General features: G+C 67.2%; 13 protein-coding genes. 5 read left to right on the forward strand and 8 right to left on the reverse strand.

Translation table 11 applies throughout. The features are described 5' to 3' along the window. The coding region (locus H5407_RS07945) for a PfkB family carbohydrate kinase (RefSeq protein WP_183103921.1) at positions 1 to 917 on the reverse strand (917 nt) is incomplete at its 3' end. Positions 918 to 969: 52 nt separating this feature from the next. After that, a complete protein-coding gene (locus H5407_RS07950) occupies positions 970 to 2,217 on the reverse strand; it encodes an MFS transporter (RefSeq protein ID WP_183103922.1) in 1,248 nt (415 codons plus the stop codon). Positions 2,218 to 2,790: 573 nt separating this feature from the next. Here H5407_RS07950 and H5407_RS07955 point away from each other — a divergent pair. The 5 genes from H5407_RS07955 to H5407_RS07975 are packed head-to-tail and all read left to right on the forward strand — an operon-like array spanning position 2,791 to position 7,872. Further along, positions 2,791 to 4,338 carry a GMC oxidoreductase gene (locus tag H5407_RS07955; protein ID WP_183103923.1) on the forward strand — a complete coding sequence of 516 codons (1,548 nt, stop codon included), beginning with the start codon at positions 2,791 to 2,793 and terminating at the stop codon, positions 4,336 to 4,338. Next, complete coding sequence (locus H5407_RS07960; protein WP_183103924.1) at positions 4,329 to 4,592, forward strand: DUF6137 domain-containing protein; 264 nt, start codon at positions 4,329 to 4,331, stop codon at positions 4,590 to 4,592. Before H5407_RS07955 ends, H5407_RS07960 begins: the two co-directional genes overlap by 10 nt. A gap of 8 nt (positions 4,593 to 4,600) precedes the next feature. Continuing rightward, complete coding sequence (locus H5407_RS07965; RefSeq protein WP_183103925.1) at positions 4,601 to 5,704, forward strand: hypothetical protein; 1,104 nt, start codon at positions 4,601 to 4,603, stop codon at positions 5,702 to 5,704. Beyond that, on the forward strand, positions 5,701 to 6,933 hold the full coding sequence (locus H5407_RS07970; RefSeq protein WP_183103926.1) for a glycosyltransferase: 1,233 nt from the start codon (positions 5,701 to 5,703) through the stop codon (positions 6,931 to 6,933). The genes H5407_RS07965 and H5407_RS07970 overlap by 4 nt, the downstream gene beginning before the upstream one ends. Before the next feature lie 48 nt (positions 6,934 to 6,981). Continuing rightward, a complete protein-coding gene (locus H5407_RS07975; protein ID WP_183103927.1) occupies positions 6,982 to 7,872 on the forward strand; it encodes a phytanoyl-CoA dioxygenase family protein in 891 nt (296 codons plus the stop codon). 36 nt (positions 7,873 to 7,908) lie between these two features. Here the strand turns inward: H5407_RS07975 and H5407_RS07980 are convergent, their stop codons facing one another. From H5407_RS07980 to H5407_RS08005, 6 genes are all read right to left on the reverse strand, one after another. After that, positions 7,909 to 8,637: an SDR family oxidoreductase gene (locus H5407_RS07980; RefSeq protein ID WP_183103928.1), complete on the reverse strand. Its 729-nt coding sequence runs from the start codon at positions 8,635 to 8,637 to the stop codon at positions 7,909 to 7,911. Then, the gene (locus tag H5407_RS07985; RefSeq protein ID WP_183103929.1) at positions 8,634 to 9,998 is read right to left on the reverse strand and encodes a radical SAM protein; all 1,365 of its coding nucleotides are present in this window, start codon (positions 9,996 to 9,998) and stop codon (positions 8,634 to 8,636) included. The genes H5407_RS07980 and H5407_RS07985 overlap by 4 nt, the downstream gene beginning before the upstream one ends. Before the next feature lie 170 nt (positions 9,999 to 10,168). After that, positions 10,169 to 12,493: a carbohydrate binding family 9 domain-containing protein gene (locus tag H5407_RS07990; RefSeq protein WP_183103930.1), complete on the reverse strand. Its 2,325-nt coding sequence runs from the start codon at positions 12,491 to 12,493 to the stop codon at positions 10,169 to 10,171. A gap of 51 nt (positions 12,494 to 12,544) precedes the next feature. Continuing rightward, complete coding sequence (locus H5407_RS07995) at positions 12,545 to 13,333, reverse strand: ABC transporter permease (RefSeq protein WP_183103931.1); 789 nt, start codon at positions 13,331 to 13,333, stop codon at positions 12,545 to 12,547. Further along, on the reverse strand, positions 13,333 to 14,103 hold the full coding sequence (locus H5407_RS08000) for an ABC-2 family transporter protein (RefSeq protein ID WP_183103932.1): 771 nt from the start codon (positions 14,101 to 14,103) through the stop codon (positions 13,333 to 13,335). The genes H5407_RS07995 and H5407_RS08000 overlap by 1 nt, the downstream gene beginning before the upstream one ends. Next, complete coding sequence (locus H5407_RS08005; RefSeq protein ID WP_183103933.1) at positions 14,100 to 15,086, reverse strand: ATP-binding cassette domain-containing protein; 987 nt, start codon at positions 15,084 to 15,086, stop codon at positions 14,100 to 14,102. The genes H5407_RS08000 and H5407_RS08005 overlap by 4 nt, the downstream gene beginning before the upstream one ends. Positions 15,087 to 15,097 lie beyond the last annotated feature (11 nt).

Here is a 15,097-nt window from a genome sequence, read left to right on the forward strand (position 1 = left end):
TCGACGATGTCCGCCACGGTCGGTGCCGGCACGCGGGCAAGCGGCTGGCCCGCCCAGGCGCAGCGGACCTCGCCGCCGCCCTGGGTGAGCACCAGGCCTTGCAGGCCGCGGGCCTGCAGCTGGGACCAGGCCTGGTCCAGCGCGGGCTCGCCGTCCAGGACCCGGCCGGTGCAGGCGGCGAGCTCGTCCCGGTTCAGCAGCAGCAGAGTCAGGCCGCGCAGGTCCTGCGGCAGTCGGTCCATCTTGGGCACCGAGGCGGCCACGGCGGCGAGCCGGCGTTGGCCGGCTGCGGCCTCGGCCAGCAGGTTAGCGACGGATGCGGCCGGCAGGTTCAGGTCCAGCACGGTCCAGCTGGCGCTTCGGCGAAGGGCCAGGGTGGCCTGCAGGAAGCTGGCATCCAGGGCGTCGCAGGCCTGCATCTGGGCCAGGCCGATGATGAGCTCGCCCTGCTCGTCCAGCACGGCGGTGTAGCTGCCCGTGGGCAGCTCGGCCAGCTGCAGACTGCCTTGTGTGCGTATGCCCAGCGCAGCGGCCTCGGCCAGCAGGGCCTGGCCAGCGGGGTCCTGGCCCACGGCTGTCAGCAACTGTACGGGCAAGCCCAGGCGAGCGAGGTTCTCGGCGATATTGCGCGCCACCCCGCCTGCGCTCTCCAGCTGCGAAGCCGGATTGGAGCTGGCCAGACGTGCCGGCCCCTGCGTGCGCAGCTTGCGGTCGCGGTTGGCGGCACCTATGCACAGCAACTGGCGCGGCTCGGCCAGCACATAGGCACGGCCCAGGATCAGGCCTTCACGGGTCAGCTGGGCGAGCTGGTGCGTGAGGGTCGAGCGCGCCAGGCCCAACTGGGCGGCGAGGGCGTCCTGGGTGATGAAGGGCTGCTCGCGCAGAAGGGCGAGCAGCCGCTGCTTGGGGCTGTCCATGTGAACATTCTAGACAAATGTCCTGGCAATTGGACAAACGTTTGGAGACGGCTCAGGTGGCGCTGGCAGGCTCGGCCGCCGGCCCGGCGCGGCGCTGGGCCACCTTGGCGGCCAGGGCGAAGACCACCAGCGCGGCGCCGCCAATGGCGGCCTCGGCCTGCAGCATGCCGTTGTTGCCCCAGTGCGTCTGCGAATAGCCGGCCACCAGGGTCATCCAGCTGAGCGGCATATTGGCCAGGGAGGCCAGCAGGCTGTATTTGGTGGCGGCCGCACCCTTGCCGATGGCTTCCAGCACGACGGCGGCGTAGCCGGTGTAGCAAAGGCCGGTGCTCAGGGCGTAGAGGGTGGTGAAGACGACGAAGCTGGACTCGCTGTGCGGCGCCGCCGCCATGGCCAGGGCGCACAGAGCCTGCAGGCCGCCGAAGAGGCAGTAGGCCCACTTGCGGTCCATGCGGTCGCAGATGAAACCGCCCAGCAGGCTGCCGCCGGCCGACACGATGCCGCTGACCACGCCGGTCACCAGGGCGACGGTGGCCGCACTGGCATGCCAGTCCGGCGCCACCACGGACCACAGGTTCCCGGCGCCGCCGCTGCCGATGGGCAGGAAGCACACCAGGATGGCCAGCAGGCCAAGGCGGGAGCGTGCGACCTCCCAGAGGTCCTTGCCGGCGGCACGGGCGTTTGCCAGCAGGCTGAAGCCTTCGCTGCGGCCTTCCTGCGCTGGCTCGCGGACCAGGGGCAGGGCGGCGGCGCAGGCCAGAGTCAGCAGGGCCATCAGGCTGCTGGTGAGCATGGCGGACACATGCAGGTCCTCCATCATCCACAGCGCCAGGCCGCCGCCAAGGCTAGAGCCGGCCATGTTGCCGGCCTGCATCCAGCCGGCGGCGCGGCCTTTCTCCTCGTCCGGCGTGGTATGGGCCATGAGGCTTTCCACCGACATGCCCAGCAGGCTGGCCGCAATGCCTGCCGTCACGGCCACGACTGTCAGGAAGGGAATCGACTCGAGCTTGTAGGGCGTCATGCCGGTGATGAACATGCCAGCGGCCGATCCGACGCAGCCGATCAGGTACCAGGTCTTGCGCGTCAGCGTGAGGTCCACGACGGGCGCCCAGAGGAACTTGGCCGCGTGGGGCATGAAGGTCACCGCCAGCAGCCCCGCGATGGCCTCGGCAGGGACCTTGGCCTGGGCCAGCGCATAGGCGGCGGCGATGGCCAGGTAGCCGCTGAGGGCGCTGAAGGGGGCGAAGAGGACGAAGTAGACGGCTGGGTGCGAGGCCCGGTGCGGGGAGAAGGCGGACATGCGGTGATGCTCTGGGCGCCCCGGGGATGTGGGGCGATGCGGCATTGTCCCTGGCCTGCGTGTGGTCGCTGCTCCGCATCTACCCAGGGGCGCATGTCGCCCACGCCCGATCGGCTCGCCTGCGATGGGAGGCTCCTCAGGCCCGGCCGGGCTCGCGGGGGTCATGGCTTGTCCCTTCGGGGTGGCGCCACATGGCCCAGCCGAGCATCGGGGCGGGCTCTTGAAGGCGGTCATGTCCTGGCTGGTGCCGCGTGCTCCCCGGCTCCATGGCTCGGCAGCTTCTTGCAATATAGGACTTCTGGATCGGTGCAACTGCAAACTTTGACAGGGCGCAGAGCGTTTGATAACGCCTAGAAGTGATGCACGCCTGCCGTATAGTGCGCAGCTTCTTCGTGAATCGTCCCGGTACAGCGGCCAGCGGTGAACGGCTGGTGACTGCCTCGCGCCGGCACTGGGGCGCGTGCCCTCAATCTCCCGACAGGTGACACAACGATGAAATTTCCGGTGCCTGGTTTCATCCGTAGGCAAGCCCTGGGGACCTCGCATGTCCATGGTCTCGCCGGGCCAGATGCCTTGTATGACAGCTACGACGTGGTCGTCGTGGGCAGCGGTGCCAGCGGCGCGATCGCGGCCTCCGAGTTCGTACGCGCTGGACTGAGGACCCTGGTCCTTGAGGAAGGTGGCTGGTTGCGTCCCGATGCGGCGAACGCCCTGGTCGATGCCGACGCAGAGCGAGCGCTGGCCGGCAATGGCGAGCTTGGGTGGTCGACCCGGGGCTGGCCTTGGAGCACCCGCAATCTCGGCGGCGGCACGGTGTTCTATGGGGGAGCTTCGTTCCGCTACACCGACTTCGATTTCGACCCTCGCGCCAGGATCACGGCTGAGGGCCTGCATGTGCATTGGCCCATCACTGGAGCGGACCTCGCCGCCAGTTATGACGAGATCGAGGCGCTACTGCACGTTAACAAGCCTTCACCTGCTGGCGCCAAGGACAGGCCGGCCTCGCTTGGCCTCCCGGCTGAGCACCTGTGGCAGGCCGCGCAGCGACTGGGCCATCATCCGCTGGCAACGCCCTTGGCGATCGACCGCCAGCGCTGCGACCATTGCTCGCTATGCATCTCGGCGCAGTGCGACCGTGGGGCCAAGCGCGATGTGGTCCAGGCGGTGCTCAAGCCTTTGGCCGAGTCGCCGCATCTGACCCTCCTGACCGGGGTCAAGGCACTCTCGCTGCAGCAGGAGTCGGCGCGGAAAGTCAGCGCTGTGCAATGCCTGGACCTGAGCAGCGGCACCACACGGGTGATCCGCGGGCGTCTCTTCGTCCTGGCCTGCAACGCCATCCAGACGGCGGCCCTGCTCCTGCGCTCCCAGACCAGCCATGCGCCCCGGGGCATCGGCAACGAACATGACATGGTGGGGCGCGGCCTGTGCATGAAGCTGAGCGAGTACACCCAGGGCGTGGTCGCCATGGACCCGGAGGCCGTGCAGCGCCACCCCATCGGCTATCGCGGCCCCTTCTCCGGCGTCAGCGTGCTGGATCACTACCTTGACGAACGCTGTCCCACCGGGGTTGGCGGGCTCATCTACGAGACCAAGCACGACGAATGGCAGCCCATGGAGGTGCCTGGCTTGCTGCTGCGGGTCGAGACCATCCTTGCGGACCATCCTTCGGCGGCAAACCGGGTCAGGCTGTCCAGCGAGCGGGATCGGTGGGGACTGCCGCGCTTGATGATCGATTACCGAACCGATGCCCGCGATGCCGCCCGGCTGGAGTACATGTGCGATCGTTCCGCAGAGTGGCTGCGGGCGGCCGGGGCGGATGCCATCCAGCGAGAACCCTCGCAGTACGTCATGGGCAGCACGCATCTGCATGGCACCTGCCGCGCAGGCACCGATCCCACAAGCTCGGTGGTCGATCGCGATGGTCGCGTTCACTCGGTCGAGAATGTCCACGTGGTGGACGGCAGCTACATGCCCTATCCCGGTGGACTCAACCCGACGCTCACCATCCAGGCCAACGCTCTGCGCATCGCACGTGGCCTGGCCCGCGCCCCCGCCACGGCGCATAGCGCCAATGCCCTCCAGACCGCTGCCGCCGCGCAAGGGACTGCCTCATGCAGCTGAGCCGCCAATTCATACGCCAGCTCATCGTCCAAACCCTCTGCACCGTCACCGGTGAGGAGATGCAGGACATCCTCGCGATGGACGAGGTGGAGGTGGATACCCGCGACTGGGAGCAAATCATCAGCCGCCTGGAAGCCTTTCTGGACGTGAGTACCGGCCTGCTGAGCTCGGGGCAGCGTGTCGTCCGGATTGACGCTCTGGCGCAAGACCTGTTCCAGCGCGTGCATGGTGCAGGCGGCGATGCCACGGACTGAGCCTGCCCATGCAAGCCCCTGCCATGGATGAGCCTGTCATCGCCATGCTCAAACCGGATGCCCAGGAGCGCGGTCTGGCTAACGAAGTCCTGGCGGCCGTCCGAGATGCGGGCTTCCAGGAGTCGCTGCGGCGCGTGGTGCAACTGGACGAAGCCCGTGTCCGCAGGCTTTTCCTCCATCCATTGCCGGCCTATGTGCAGCATCTGTGTTCACGACCCGTCTCCCTGCACCTGCTGCAAGGTGGCGGGGGGGCGGAAGCCTTCTACGACTGCAAATGTGCCATCCGTCGCCACTTCGGCGTGCCGAGCAAGGTACGCAACCTGATCCATGGCACCGACGAAGGCACGGAGTACCACCTCTTCCTTGACGCATTCTTCCCTGAGCTGGCGCCCAGGCAGTACAGCGCCGGAGCGGATCTGGATTTGCGCTGGCCGGCAGAGACCACCCTGCAGCAGGCGCTCGATTGCCTGCGGCAGCTGGACGAGGACTCGCAGTTCCGCCATGTCTCGGTGAGCCTGACGCCGGCGCAGGCCGATCTCTGTGCCTTGCAGAGGCGGGATTGGAAGCGGCTGCGCCTGGGCTTTGCGGCGCTCCATGCCCTGCCTGCCTCGGCGGGTGGCGTGGGCCGCCTGCTGCTGCATGCCCGGGCGCAAGAGGATGTGCGGCCCTTGCTGGCGCTGTCAGACCCGAAGGCCTTGCTTGCCGACATGGCGGATCCGGGCCGGGCGGTGACCTTGACCGACATCGACATCCCTGCCTCCGAACTGGCAGCCTATGCGAACGAGCTCAGGAAGCCTGCCCCCGAGGTGGATCGGGTCCTTTGGGCCTACCCCTGTCTGCGGTGGGTGGCCCAGCTTCAGCTTCAGGGCGTAAGCCGGCTGGGCGTGTTCCAGCCGCGCCAGCCGCTCATGGCCGCGGAATTCCTGTCCGACATCGCACGGCTGTTGGGTTTGCAGGCCTGCGGCGGCAGCGCGGGCCGTTGCGCGGTCGGGGCATTCAGCATTTCCGGCCGTCGTGCACAAGGCCTGCATGGCCAGGATGGGTCATCGATCACGACGCCGCCCATGACGCCCCCCGCGGTCCCTGCCCGGCATTCAGAGGCGTCGGCATGAGGGTGCTCAAGCTCACGCCGTTTTTCCATCACCCGGATGTCAAGGCCTGGCCGGCCTCCTTCGATGCCGTGGGTGGCATGCAGATCCAGACCTGGCGGCAGGCGGCGCAGTTGGCCGAGCGCGGCGTGCACCAGGATGTGATGACCATCGGCTTTCCAGGCTTGCCGAGGCGGCGCTGCCTCCAGACCAATCTGTGGGTGGAGCGCCAGTTGGCGCCAATTCCGCATATCCGATCGGAGTTCAGCGGCCTGGTGGGACTCACCGAAGCCTGGGCCGTGGCCACCCTGCTCCGCCTGTGGCGGCAAAGACGGCAGCACACTTGGGATCTGATCCATGCCCACTTCGATGGGCAGATTCCCGCCCTTCTGGTGGCCTGGCTGGCGCCGCGCCTGCTGCGGCGGCCCCTGCTGGTCACCGTGCACTGCTCGCGATTGGCGGTGTACGCGCCTCATGGCTGGTTGGATCGCATCCAGCACGGCGTGGCCCGCTGGCTGGAACGCCGGGTGGTGGCGCAGGCAGAGCGGGTGATGGCACTTACCCAGACCACCGCCGCAGTGCTGTCGCAATGGAGTGAGCGTGTGGAGGTGATGCCCGACGTGGTGGATACCCAGCAGTTCGCGCCGCCGCCGGAAGCCGCCGTCAGGGACTTCAGGCAACGCCATCGGCTGCCGGAGCGGGTGGTGGGCTTTGTGGGACGCCTGGCCAAGGAAAAGGGCTGGACGCACCTGGCACCCCTGGCCGCGGCCTTGCAGGCGCAGGGCTACCACCTCCTGGTGGTCGGCGACGGTCCGCAGCGCGACCGCCTGCAGCAGGCATTGGTAGACGCCGGCGTGGCTGACAACGTCACTATCACCGGCTTTATCCCCAACGACGAGGTGCCGCAGGCCATGGCGGCCTGCCGCCTGCTGGTGATGCCTTCGGTGTACGAGGAATTTGGCGGCGCCAGCATCGAGGCCTTGGCCACTGGCGTGCCCGTGGTGGCATTTGCAGTGGGGGGCTTGCGGGAGATCCTCGGTGCCGTCACGCCAGGCCTTCTGGTGCCTCCGCAGGATACCCAGGCCTTGATACAGCGCGTTCAGGAGGTGCTTGCCGGCCGGCACCGCGAGGATCTGCAGGCCGATCGCCTGAGATCCCATGTGCTGGGGCGCTTCTCGCCTGATGTCCTGGCCGAGCGAACCCTGCAGCTGTACCGCCGGGCCTGCAGGCCCGAGCCTGCCCATGCCGCTTGAGCGCTTGGACTCCGCCGTCATCGTTCACTTCAGCAGACCCTTGTCGCCATGTCCTTGATCCACCTACCCAGTGATGTCCGGCCGGAAGAAGTCCTGGCCTGCTTGCAGGAACACGGCTATGCCATCATCGACCGCCTGGTGTCTCCGGACCATATGGACGGGATTGCCGGCGAGCTGGCGCCTTTCATGGACCGAACGCCCTTCGGCCCGGACGGCATCCTGGGCCGGCGCACCAAGCGCACAGGAGGCCTGGTGGCGCGTTCACAGGGCGTCCGCGATCTGGTGATGCATCCAACCATCCTGGAGACCAGCCGACGATTCCTGGCCCACGCGACGACTATCCAGTTGCATTGCACGCAGGTCGTGGCAGTACACCCAGGGGCGCGCGCCCAGACCCTGCACCAGGACGAAGTGGCCTGGGACATGTACCCTTGGCCACAGGACTATCACGTGCAGTGCAACACCCTTTGGGCGATGACCGAATACACGGAGGCGATGGGCGCGACCCGGGTGGTCCCCGGTAGTCATCGCCTGGGCCGGAGCCTGGAGCTCGAGATCGCCGACAGCCTGCCAGCCGAAATGGAGAAGGGTTCGGTGCTTGTCTACGACGGCAAGGTCTACCACGGGGGAGGGGAGAATCGGTCGGACCAAGTCCGCAGCGCGATCAACCTGACCTACGCGGTGGGCTGGGTGCGTCAGGAAGAGAACCAGTTCCTGTCCTGCCCATTGGAAGTTGCCCGCACCCTGCCCGAGGACTTGCTGCGGCTGATGGGCTACCAGTGCGGCGCCTTTGCTCTGGGCTATGTGAATGGTTTCGAGGATCCGATGACGGTCCTGGGGCGAGCGGAGCCGGGTCGCATCTTGGGCGCGGAGCTCATGCGCAATGCCGATCAAACCGATGACCGGCGCTCCTTTCTTCGCGAGGCCGAACTCGGCTGAGAACCGGCCCACCGTGCGGCAGGCCGGGGCGCACCATCAGGCCTCGGCGGCCATGGCGGAGGCTTCGGCGAAGTCGGACAGGCCATAGACGCGTCCGTTGTCCAGGCGCTGGGGTGCCGCCAGCAGGGACAGCAAGCCTCTGGCCACCTCGACAGGATCGTCGGGCGCTTCATCCCCCCCCATGTCCGTCTTCATCCAGCCTGGATCCAGTCCGATGACCTTGGCGCCCCGCGCCTCTAGCGCAGTGGCACTGTTCACGGTCAGCGCCCACAGGAAGGCCTTGGTCGCACAGTAGAGCGGGTAGCTGCCATTCCAGGTCTGGGGGAAAGCCATGTCGGACAGAACGTTCACCAGCACGCCGCCTGGCTGCAGCTTGTCCTGGACCAGGGCGCTGATCACGGCGGGCGCCGTGGCATTCACGCTGGTCATGTCGATGATGTCCCCGATGGCCAGGCCGGACAGGCCCAGTTCCTCCTGCTGCGAGAACACGCCAGCATTGTTGATGGCGCAGTGCAGTGGCCGCGCTTCCAGCAGCGGGCGCAGGCCCGCGGCCAGTGCCTGCGGATCCCGGAGATCACAGGCCAGCTCGACGACCGCCTGGCCTCCACCCTGCAGGGCGGCGCGTTGATCGGGGCTCAGGGGGCGGCGGCACACCAGCAGCAGGTCCGAACCTGCCGCGGCCAGCAATCGGGCCAGATGATGGCCCAGGCCGCGATTGGCTCCGGTGATGAGGGTGAGGGGGCGCGCTGTGGTCTGGACCATCATGCCTCCACCCTCACGGCGGGCATGCGACTCGCAGGAGCGTCCTTGGCCCAGGCCTCCATGCGCTCCAGCAGGGCCCCGATCTCGGCGGCGTCAACCTGGGCGTCCAGTCTGGCGCGCAGCGTCTCGCCCAGGTCCACGGCCGTTGCAATCTCGTCCAGGCTCAAGGTATCGGTTCGCGAATTGGCTTGGTAGCCGGTCATGCGGCTGGGCTTGAATTCGAACCAGCCACGATCCAGGGCATCCTGGTAAAAGGGGGTGCCAGGGTAGGGCGTGATGGTCGAGAGGTTGAACTCGCTGGTGCCCAGTCCGCAGTCGATGATGAAGCGGTAGGTGTTGATGATGTTCTGGCGCGTGTCGCCGGGCAGGCCGACGATGAAGAGGAACTGCATCTTGATGCCCAGCGCATTGGCGAAGGCGCGGATGTCCACCAGGCGCTGGAGGTCTAGCTTCTTGCGGGTGTTCGCTGCCTGGCTTTGCGGGTCGCCGCTTTCCACGCCGATCTCGATGCCCCGGCAGCCGGCCTCTGCCATCTTGGTCAAAAGTTCCTGGTCCAGCCGGTCCAGCCGAGTCTCGCACCACCAGGCGAGGCGGATGCCCTCTGCGACCATGCGATCACAGAGCTCGGCGGTTCTTGCCATGTCCAGGGAGAAGGTCGGGTCACGGAAGACCACGCCCCCAATGCCGAGTGCGGCAATGGACTTCAACTCGTCCAGCAGTGTCTCCAGCGGCACCGGTCGGAACTTGGTGCCTTCGGCGGCGGGGTAGGGGCAGTAGTAGCCACAGGGGTAGGGACAGCCGTAGCTGGCATTGGCTGCCGTGACCAGACCCAGTCCGGGGTCCATGTCGGTCATGGGGCTGAAGCTGTAGCAGGTGTTGTCGATCAGCGAGCGATCAGGAGCAATGTAGGCGGCGGGTGCCGGCATCTCCGTGCCGCTGCAGAGGCTCGCGGCCTGCTCGATCTGACGAGGCCCGAAGACCGTGTCGGCACCCGACCGGGCCTGGATTTCATCCAGGACGGCCTGGTCGGCGATGGAGGTGAGCACGAGCAGCCGGGTGGCGCCCAGCCGGCTCTTGAAGGCAGCGGCGCTGGCGCAGTCCTCGTCCAGAGTGGGCATCGACAGTGTGCTCACCACCACATCGCTGCGATCGGGCAGGGCCTGGTCAGGCTTGACCTGGAGGTCCAGCAGGGCAATCTCAAAGCCCTGGGCGCGCAGCACGGTCGCCATGCGCAGCAGTTCCAGCGGGGGGAAAACGATCTGGTCGGTGTCCGTCTCCTCGACCAGATCACCGTAACCACCCGAGTAGGAGCGCATCAGCCGTGCGCCGGAAGCGACGCCGGGATTGATCAGGGTGACATGCATGCGGGGGCCTTTCTGTGGGCTTGGGTCAGTGGTGGCGCTGCCTGCGTCCAATGGACGCAGGCAGCGCCGTGGCGTCGAACGGGCCGATCATGGGCCGCTCGGAACGAAACAGGGCTCCTCCAGCGCTTGGCAAGACGGACGCGAGGGGGCGACGCGCCCCCCCCCCGTGCTCAGCGCCACAGGTCCTGGGCATACTTCAGAAACCATTCGGTCTGCCGGGTGCCTGCACTGGGACTGCGGGTGTTCGTGAAGCCGAGAGCCAGCAGGCTGCCCTGGGCGGTCCGCCGCTGGTAGACCAGCGAGTGCACGGTGCTGCTGCGCAGCGAGGCTGCGGGGCCGTCCGCTTCTTCGGCCCGGACGGCGCGGTAGCGCTGCGCGATCCATTTCAGGCTGTCCTCGGCCGAGAGTTGCAGCACGGTCAGGGAACGCAGGGCCTGCTCGTCCAGCGAACGGCCGCCGGCCGGGTGCTGCAGCTGGGTCCATTTCAGCAAGGGGCTCCATTCCAGGGACCAGGCGCCCGCCCGGATGTAGCGGAACTGGGCCTCGATACGGCCATTGATGCCCGGCACGACGCGCTCGGCGTCGACATCCAGCATGCGGCCCAAGTCGAACTCCATCTTGAGGCTGCTGAAGCGGGCGCCTGGCGTAATGCCGAAGCCCAGGTTGAAGTTGTGCTCGGCATGAGATCGGCCACCGCCCTGTGTGCGCAGGTGGCGGGTGTTGTAGTGCACCCAGGCGTCCAGGTTGCGCGGGCCGCTGAACCACACGCCAGGCGCCACGGTGCGATCGACCACCTCGCCGCCAGGAATTCCGTGGTGCTCGTCGCGCAGGGCGTGCGTTTCCTGGAGCAGCAGCTGCCACTCGAACTCGTCGGCCTCGAACAGGCCCAGGGGCTTGGGGCCATCACGTTGATTCAGCTCGTACGACAGGCGCCGTATGCCGCTCTGGTTGATGAAGCCGTTGTCATTGGCAAAGCGTGGGCTGATCTCTTCCAGGTGCAGGCGCGAGGCCCAGGCTTCGCTGCGATGGCGGAGGTCCAGCCAGACGTAGTGCCCGTGTTGCGCTTTCTCCTGGACCAGGCGGCCCCCATCGTCCAACGCAGCGGTGGTGGAAGAAAGCAGGCCCAGTACGCGCCACTGCCAGCCGTTCTCGGCCTCACGCTCGATGCTGGCGCCGCCCACGACGTTGTGACGTCCCTGCCCATAGTCGCGGGCAGACGCGAGTCCGGCCAGGCCCAGGCTGTTCAGCTGTGTCCGGCCGCGGATGAAGTAGGCCTCTGAGGCCGTCAGTACTTGTGCCTCATCGGTGCCGTAGGCGTTGGCCCGCAGCACCAGGCCGCCTCCCTTGTCACGCAAGCCGAAGGCGGTGGCCTCGCTGCTGGGGCCGCGCCAGGTCGCGCGCAGCCCCCAGCGCGGGTTGGCGATGGCGCGCGAGTAGAAGCCCGCGAGACCGCGGGCTGCGCCGTCGTCATTGCCCAGCCCTTGGCCCGTGACGTCCATGCTCTCGAGGAAGAAAGGGCGCTTCTCCGCCTGGTACAGCGCATAGCGCACATTGCTGGACAGCTGGGGTTGATCCAGTTCCACCTGGGAGAAGTCGGGATTGAGGGTGGCATCGACCACCCAGTCGGCGCGGGGCCGCCATTTCACGGAAAGGCCCAGGTCGGCGGCCCGCTCCGAGCGGCTGGTGCCATCCTGCTGGGTCCGCGTGCTGCGCAGCGTCAGCTCGGGCCGGACGCGCAGAAAGCTCTGGTCGCCGATGCGTTCCATGCGTTCGGACAGCCCTTCGATGGGGGCCAGCTCGGTCAGCAGATTCAAGTCGTCCAGCGTGGCGGGGACGCTGGTCCACAGAGCGCTTTCGCTGCGTGGCACGCTGCGCACCACCATGACGCGCCAAGGCAGGGCGGAGCTCCTCGGATAGCGCAGTTCAGCCAGGGGCACGCGCAGCTCGACGCTGTAGCCGTCCTCGGTGATCCGCGACGCTGCCTGGACGTCGAAGTCGGGTGCGTAGTTCTCGGTATTGTCCTGGGCGTTGTAGATGCCGTCGGCAATGACGCCACTGGCACTGACGCGGACGTACTGCGCGGATTGCCGGCGGCCGACGGCGTCGATGTAGACGGCGACATGATCCTGACTGCGACCTACCAGATCGCGGCGGACCAGCGGGGCGCGGATGTCCTTTGGCATCGGGTCGAAGGCGCGGATGCCAAAGATCAGCGCGTCTTCGTCCACCAGGATCTGTACTGTGGTGCGCCAGCGCGCTGGCACGCGATCACGCGGCTGCAACTGCTGGAAACTGTCATGGATGGGCGCATCCCGCCACACCGGATCCGAGAGATCCCCGTCGATGCGAGGGGCTTGGGTCTTGCTGATACTGAGCGCGCGATGTGCAAGACCGGGGGATGGAGCCGTTTGAGGCTCGGTGCTCCGGGCTGCTGAGGCTGGGTCGCACAGGCTCAGCAGGGCAGGGAGGACGAGGGTGGCGAAGAGGCGACTCATGCAAGTGATATGGGCATGGGAACGGCGAGGCGGCAGCCGGCGGCTGGGTCCTCAGCTGGAGGCGGATCGGTAGCGGGCCAGTGAGCGCTGCCAGGCCCAGCGCGCCAGGCTCAGGAAGCCCGAGGCGACGGCCAGGCTGGTCAGCGCCTGCTGCGCCGTCAACTGTCCCAGCAGGGCCATGGCCGGGTAGGTGCTGATCACGGCGACAGGCAGGACGAAGGTGAACACCAGTCGCCAGAGCCCCTCGAAGACCTGCGCAGGCCAGCGTGCGAAATCCAGCAAAGAGGCCAGCACGTTCATGATGTTCTGGATCCTGACCACGACGAAGGAGCCCGCCACGCAAAGAATGAACAGGGCATAGACGGTAAGCAGGGCAGCCACGGACATCAGCACGGCCGCCAGCATGGCGCCTGCCGTGGGTATCTGGTCCAGCACCAGCAAGCCGCGGCCGGCGATGCCCAGGCCCGCCAGCGTGTGCAGGATCTGCCAGGGGCGGATGTGGCTGACGGAGCTCAGCACCATGGGATCAACGGGCTTGAGCAGCACATAGTCGAAGTTGCCGGTGCGGATGCCGGCGATGGTCTGGGCGAGGCTGGGGGTGATGATGCCGTCCAGGATGCTTCGCATCACCATGTACCAGCCGAGCAGGACCAGCATGCTGCCGTGGGACCAGCCCGCGATCTCCTGCCGCTGTCCGAAGAGCACTTCAACAGGAATCAGTTGGAGGCTGAGCACCAGCAAGGTGGCGGCTCCCTCCAGGAGGAAGTCCGTGCGGTACTGAACGGCACGCCTGAGCCCGAGCGAGGTGACGGCCTTGAGGAGGTGGAGAGGGTGTGTCATCAGCCAAACGCGGTGTAGCGGCGCACGCCCAGGGCCCAGACCTTCATGGCCATCAAGTTCAGCACGACCAGCATGGCCGCCTGCACCAGCAGCAGGCGCAGGGCCGTCGTGCCGTCATGCTGGCCTAGCAGCAGCTCCACGGGCAGTGAAATGACGAAGCGATAGGGCAGCCAGTCGGCGACGCCTCGCACGCCGGCGGGTAGGAAGGCCAACGGGATCATGTAGCCGGACAGCAGGCTGCCGACGTGCTCGTAGAGCTTGAACAGGGTGATGGACCGGTCCATCCAGAAGCCCAGGCTGCCGACCATGATCTGCACGGCCTGGTTGATGCCCAGGGCCATTGGCAAGGACAGCAGGAACAGCAGCAGGCGACCGCCGACCGGCTCGGCAGCCCCTCCGGCATGCAGGGCCAGCCCGATCACCGGCAGGGCCACCAGAACTCGCGCCGGGAGTTCCGCCAGGGTGATGGAGAGATAGGTGCTCAGGGGGTGTGCCGGCTTGATGAGCCAGAAGGACAGGCCGCCGGTGCGCAGGTCCTCATTGAGGTTCCAGACCAGATTGCATTCGGTGAGCAGGGCGACGGCCAGCACGGCCAGGAAGTAGGCTGTGATGTCCTGGCTGGTGTAGCCAGCGAAGGCGCCGTCCCTCGTCACGGCCCGCCAGAACACCAGCATGATCAAGGGCATGGTCAGCGTCATCAGCCAGAGCAGGAACTCGGCCCGCCAGGCAATGACCTCGGCGAAGCGTATGCGGGCCAGGGTGAGCATCATGCGGCCGCCCGATCCTGGCCCTGGCCATAGGCTTCTCGCAGCACATCGTCCAGCGATGGATCCTCGACCTTGAGGTCCGCGGCCTCATGCATGGACAACATGCGGCGCACCGTGTCCGGCACCCGTTCACTGGGGATACGGCCGCTCACCGTGCCGTCCTCGGACCAGGTCAGGCCCAAGGACTGCAGCAAGCCGTTGGCCGGAGGCGGGCCAAACCAGCGCAGGCTGACGACCTTCTCAGGCTTGATCGAGGTGACGAAGTCGCGGAGGTCCCCGTCATAGACGGCCGCGCCCTGGTTGATCAGCAGCACCCGCGGGCAGATGGCGGCAACGTCCTGCATGTAGTGCGAAGTCAGCAGCACGGTGGCTTCGTGCTTGCGGTTGTAGGCCAGGACGAAGTCCCTGACGGCGGCTTGCATCGCCGCGTCCAGGCCGATGGTGGGTTCGTCCAGGAACAGCACCCGTGGGCGGTGCAGCAGTGCTGCGGCGAACTCGCAGCGCATGCGCTCGCCCAGCGACAGCTGCCGGGTGGGCTTGTGGAGCAGCGGCGCGAGGTGCAGCAGTTCCACCAACTCGTCGCGGGAAGCGCGGAAAGCCTGTCCCGGCATCCGGTAGAGGGCCTGGACCATCTCGAAACTGTCCGCCGGTGGCAGGTCCCAGATCAGCTGGCTCTTGCCACCCATCAGCATGGTGATGCGCTGGAGGTATTGCGGGTGGCGCTCATAGGGCGTGAAGCCATCCACGCGGGCGCTGCCGGCCGACGGATGCAGCAGGCCGCAGAGGATTTTCATGAGCGTGGTCTTGCCCGCGCCGTTGGGGCCCAGAAAGCCCACGCGCTCGCCGGCCTCGATGCGGAAGGAGATGTCGCGCAGGGCGTGCACCTCCTCGGTGGGCCGGTGAAAGAGCGAGCGAAGAACGGAGCGCAGGTCCTGCCCACGCTGATGTACCAGGTAGCGCTTTTGCAGCCCAAGCACTTCAATCATTTGTGACTCCG

Source organism: Mitsuaria sp. WAJ17, from assembly GCF_014174515.1.
In the GTDB taxonomy this organism is placed as follows: Bacteria; Pseudomonadota; Gammaproteobacteria; order Burkholderiales; family Burkholderiaceae_C; genus Roseateles_B.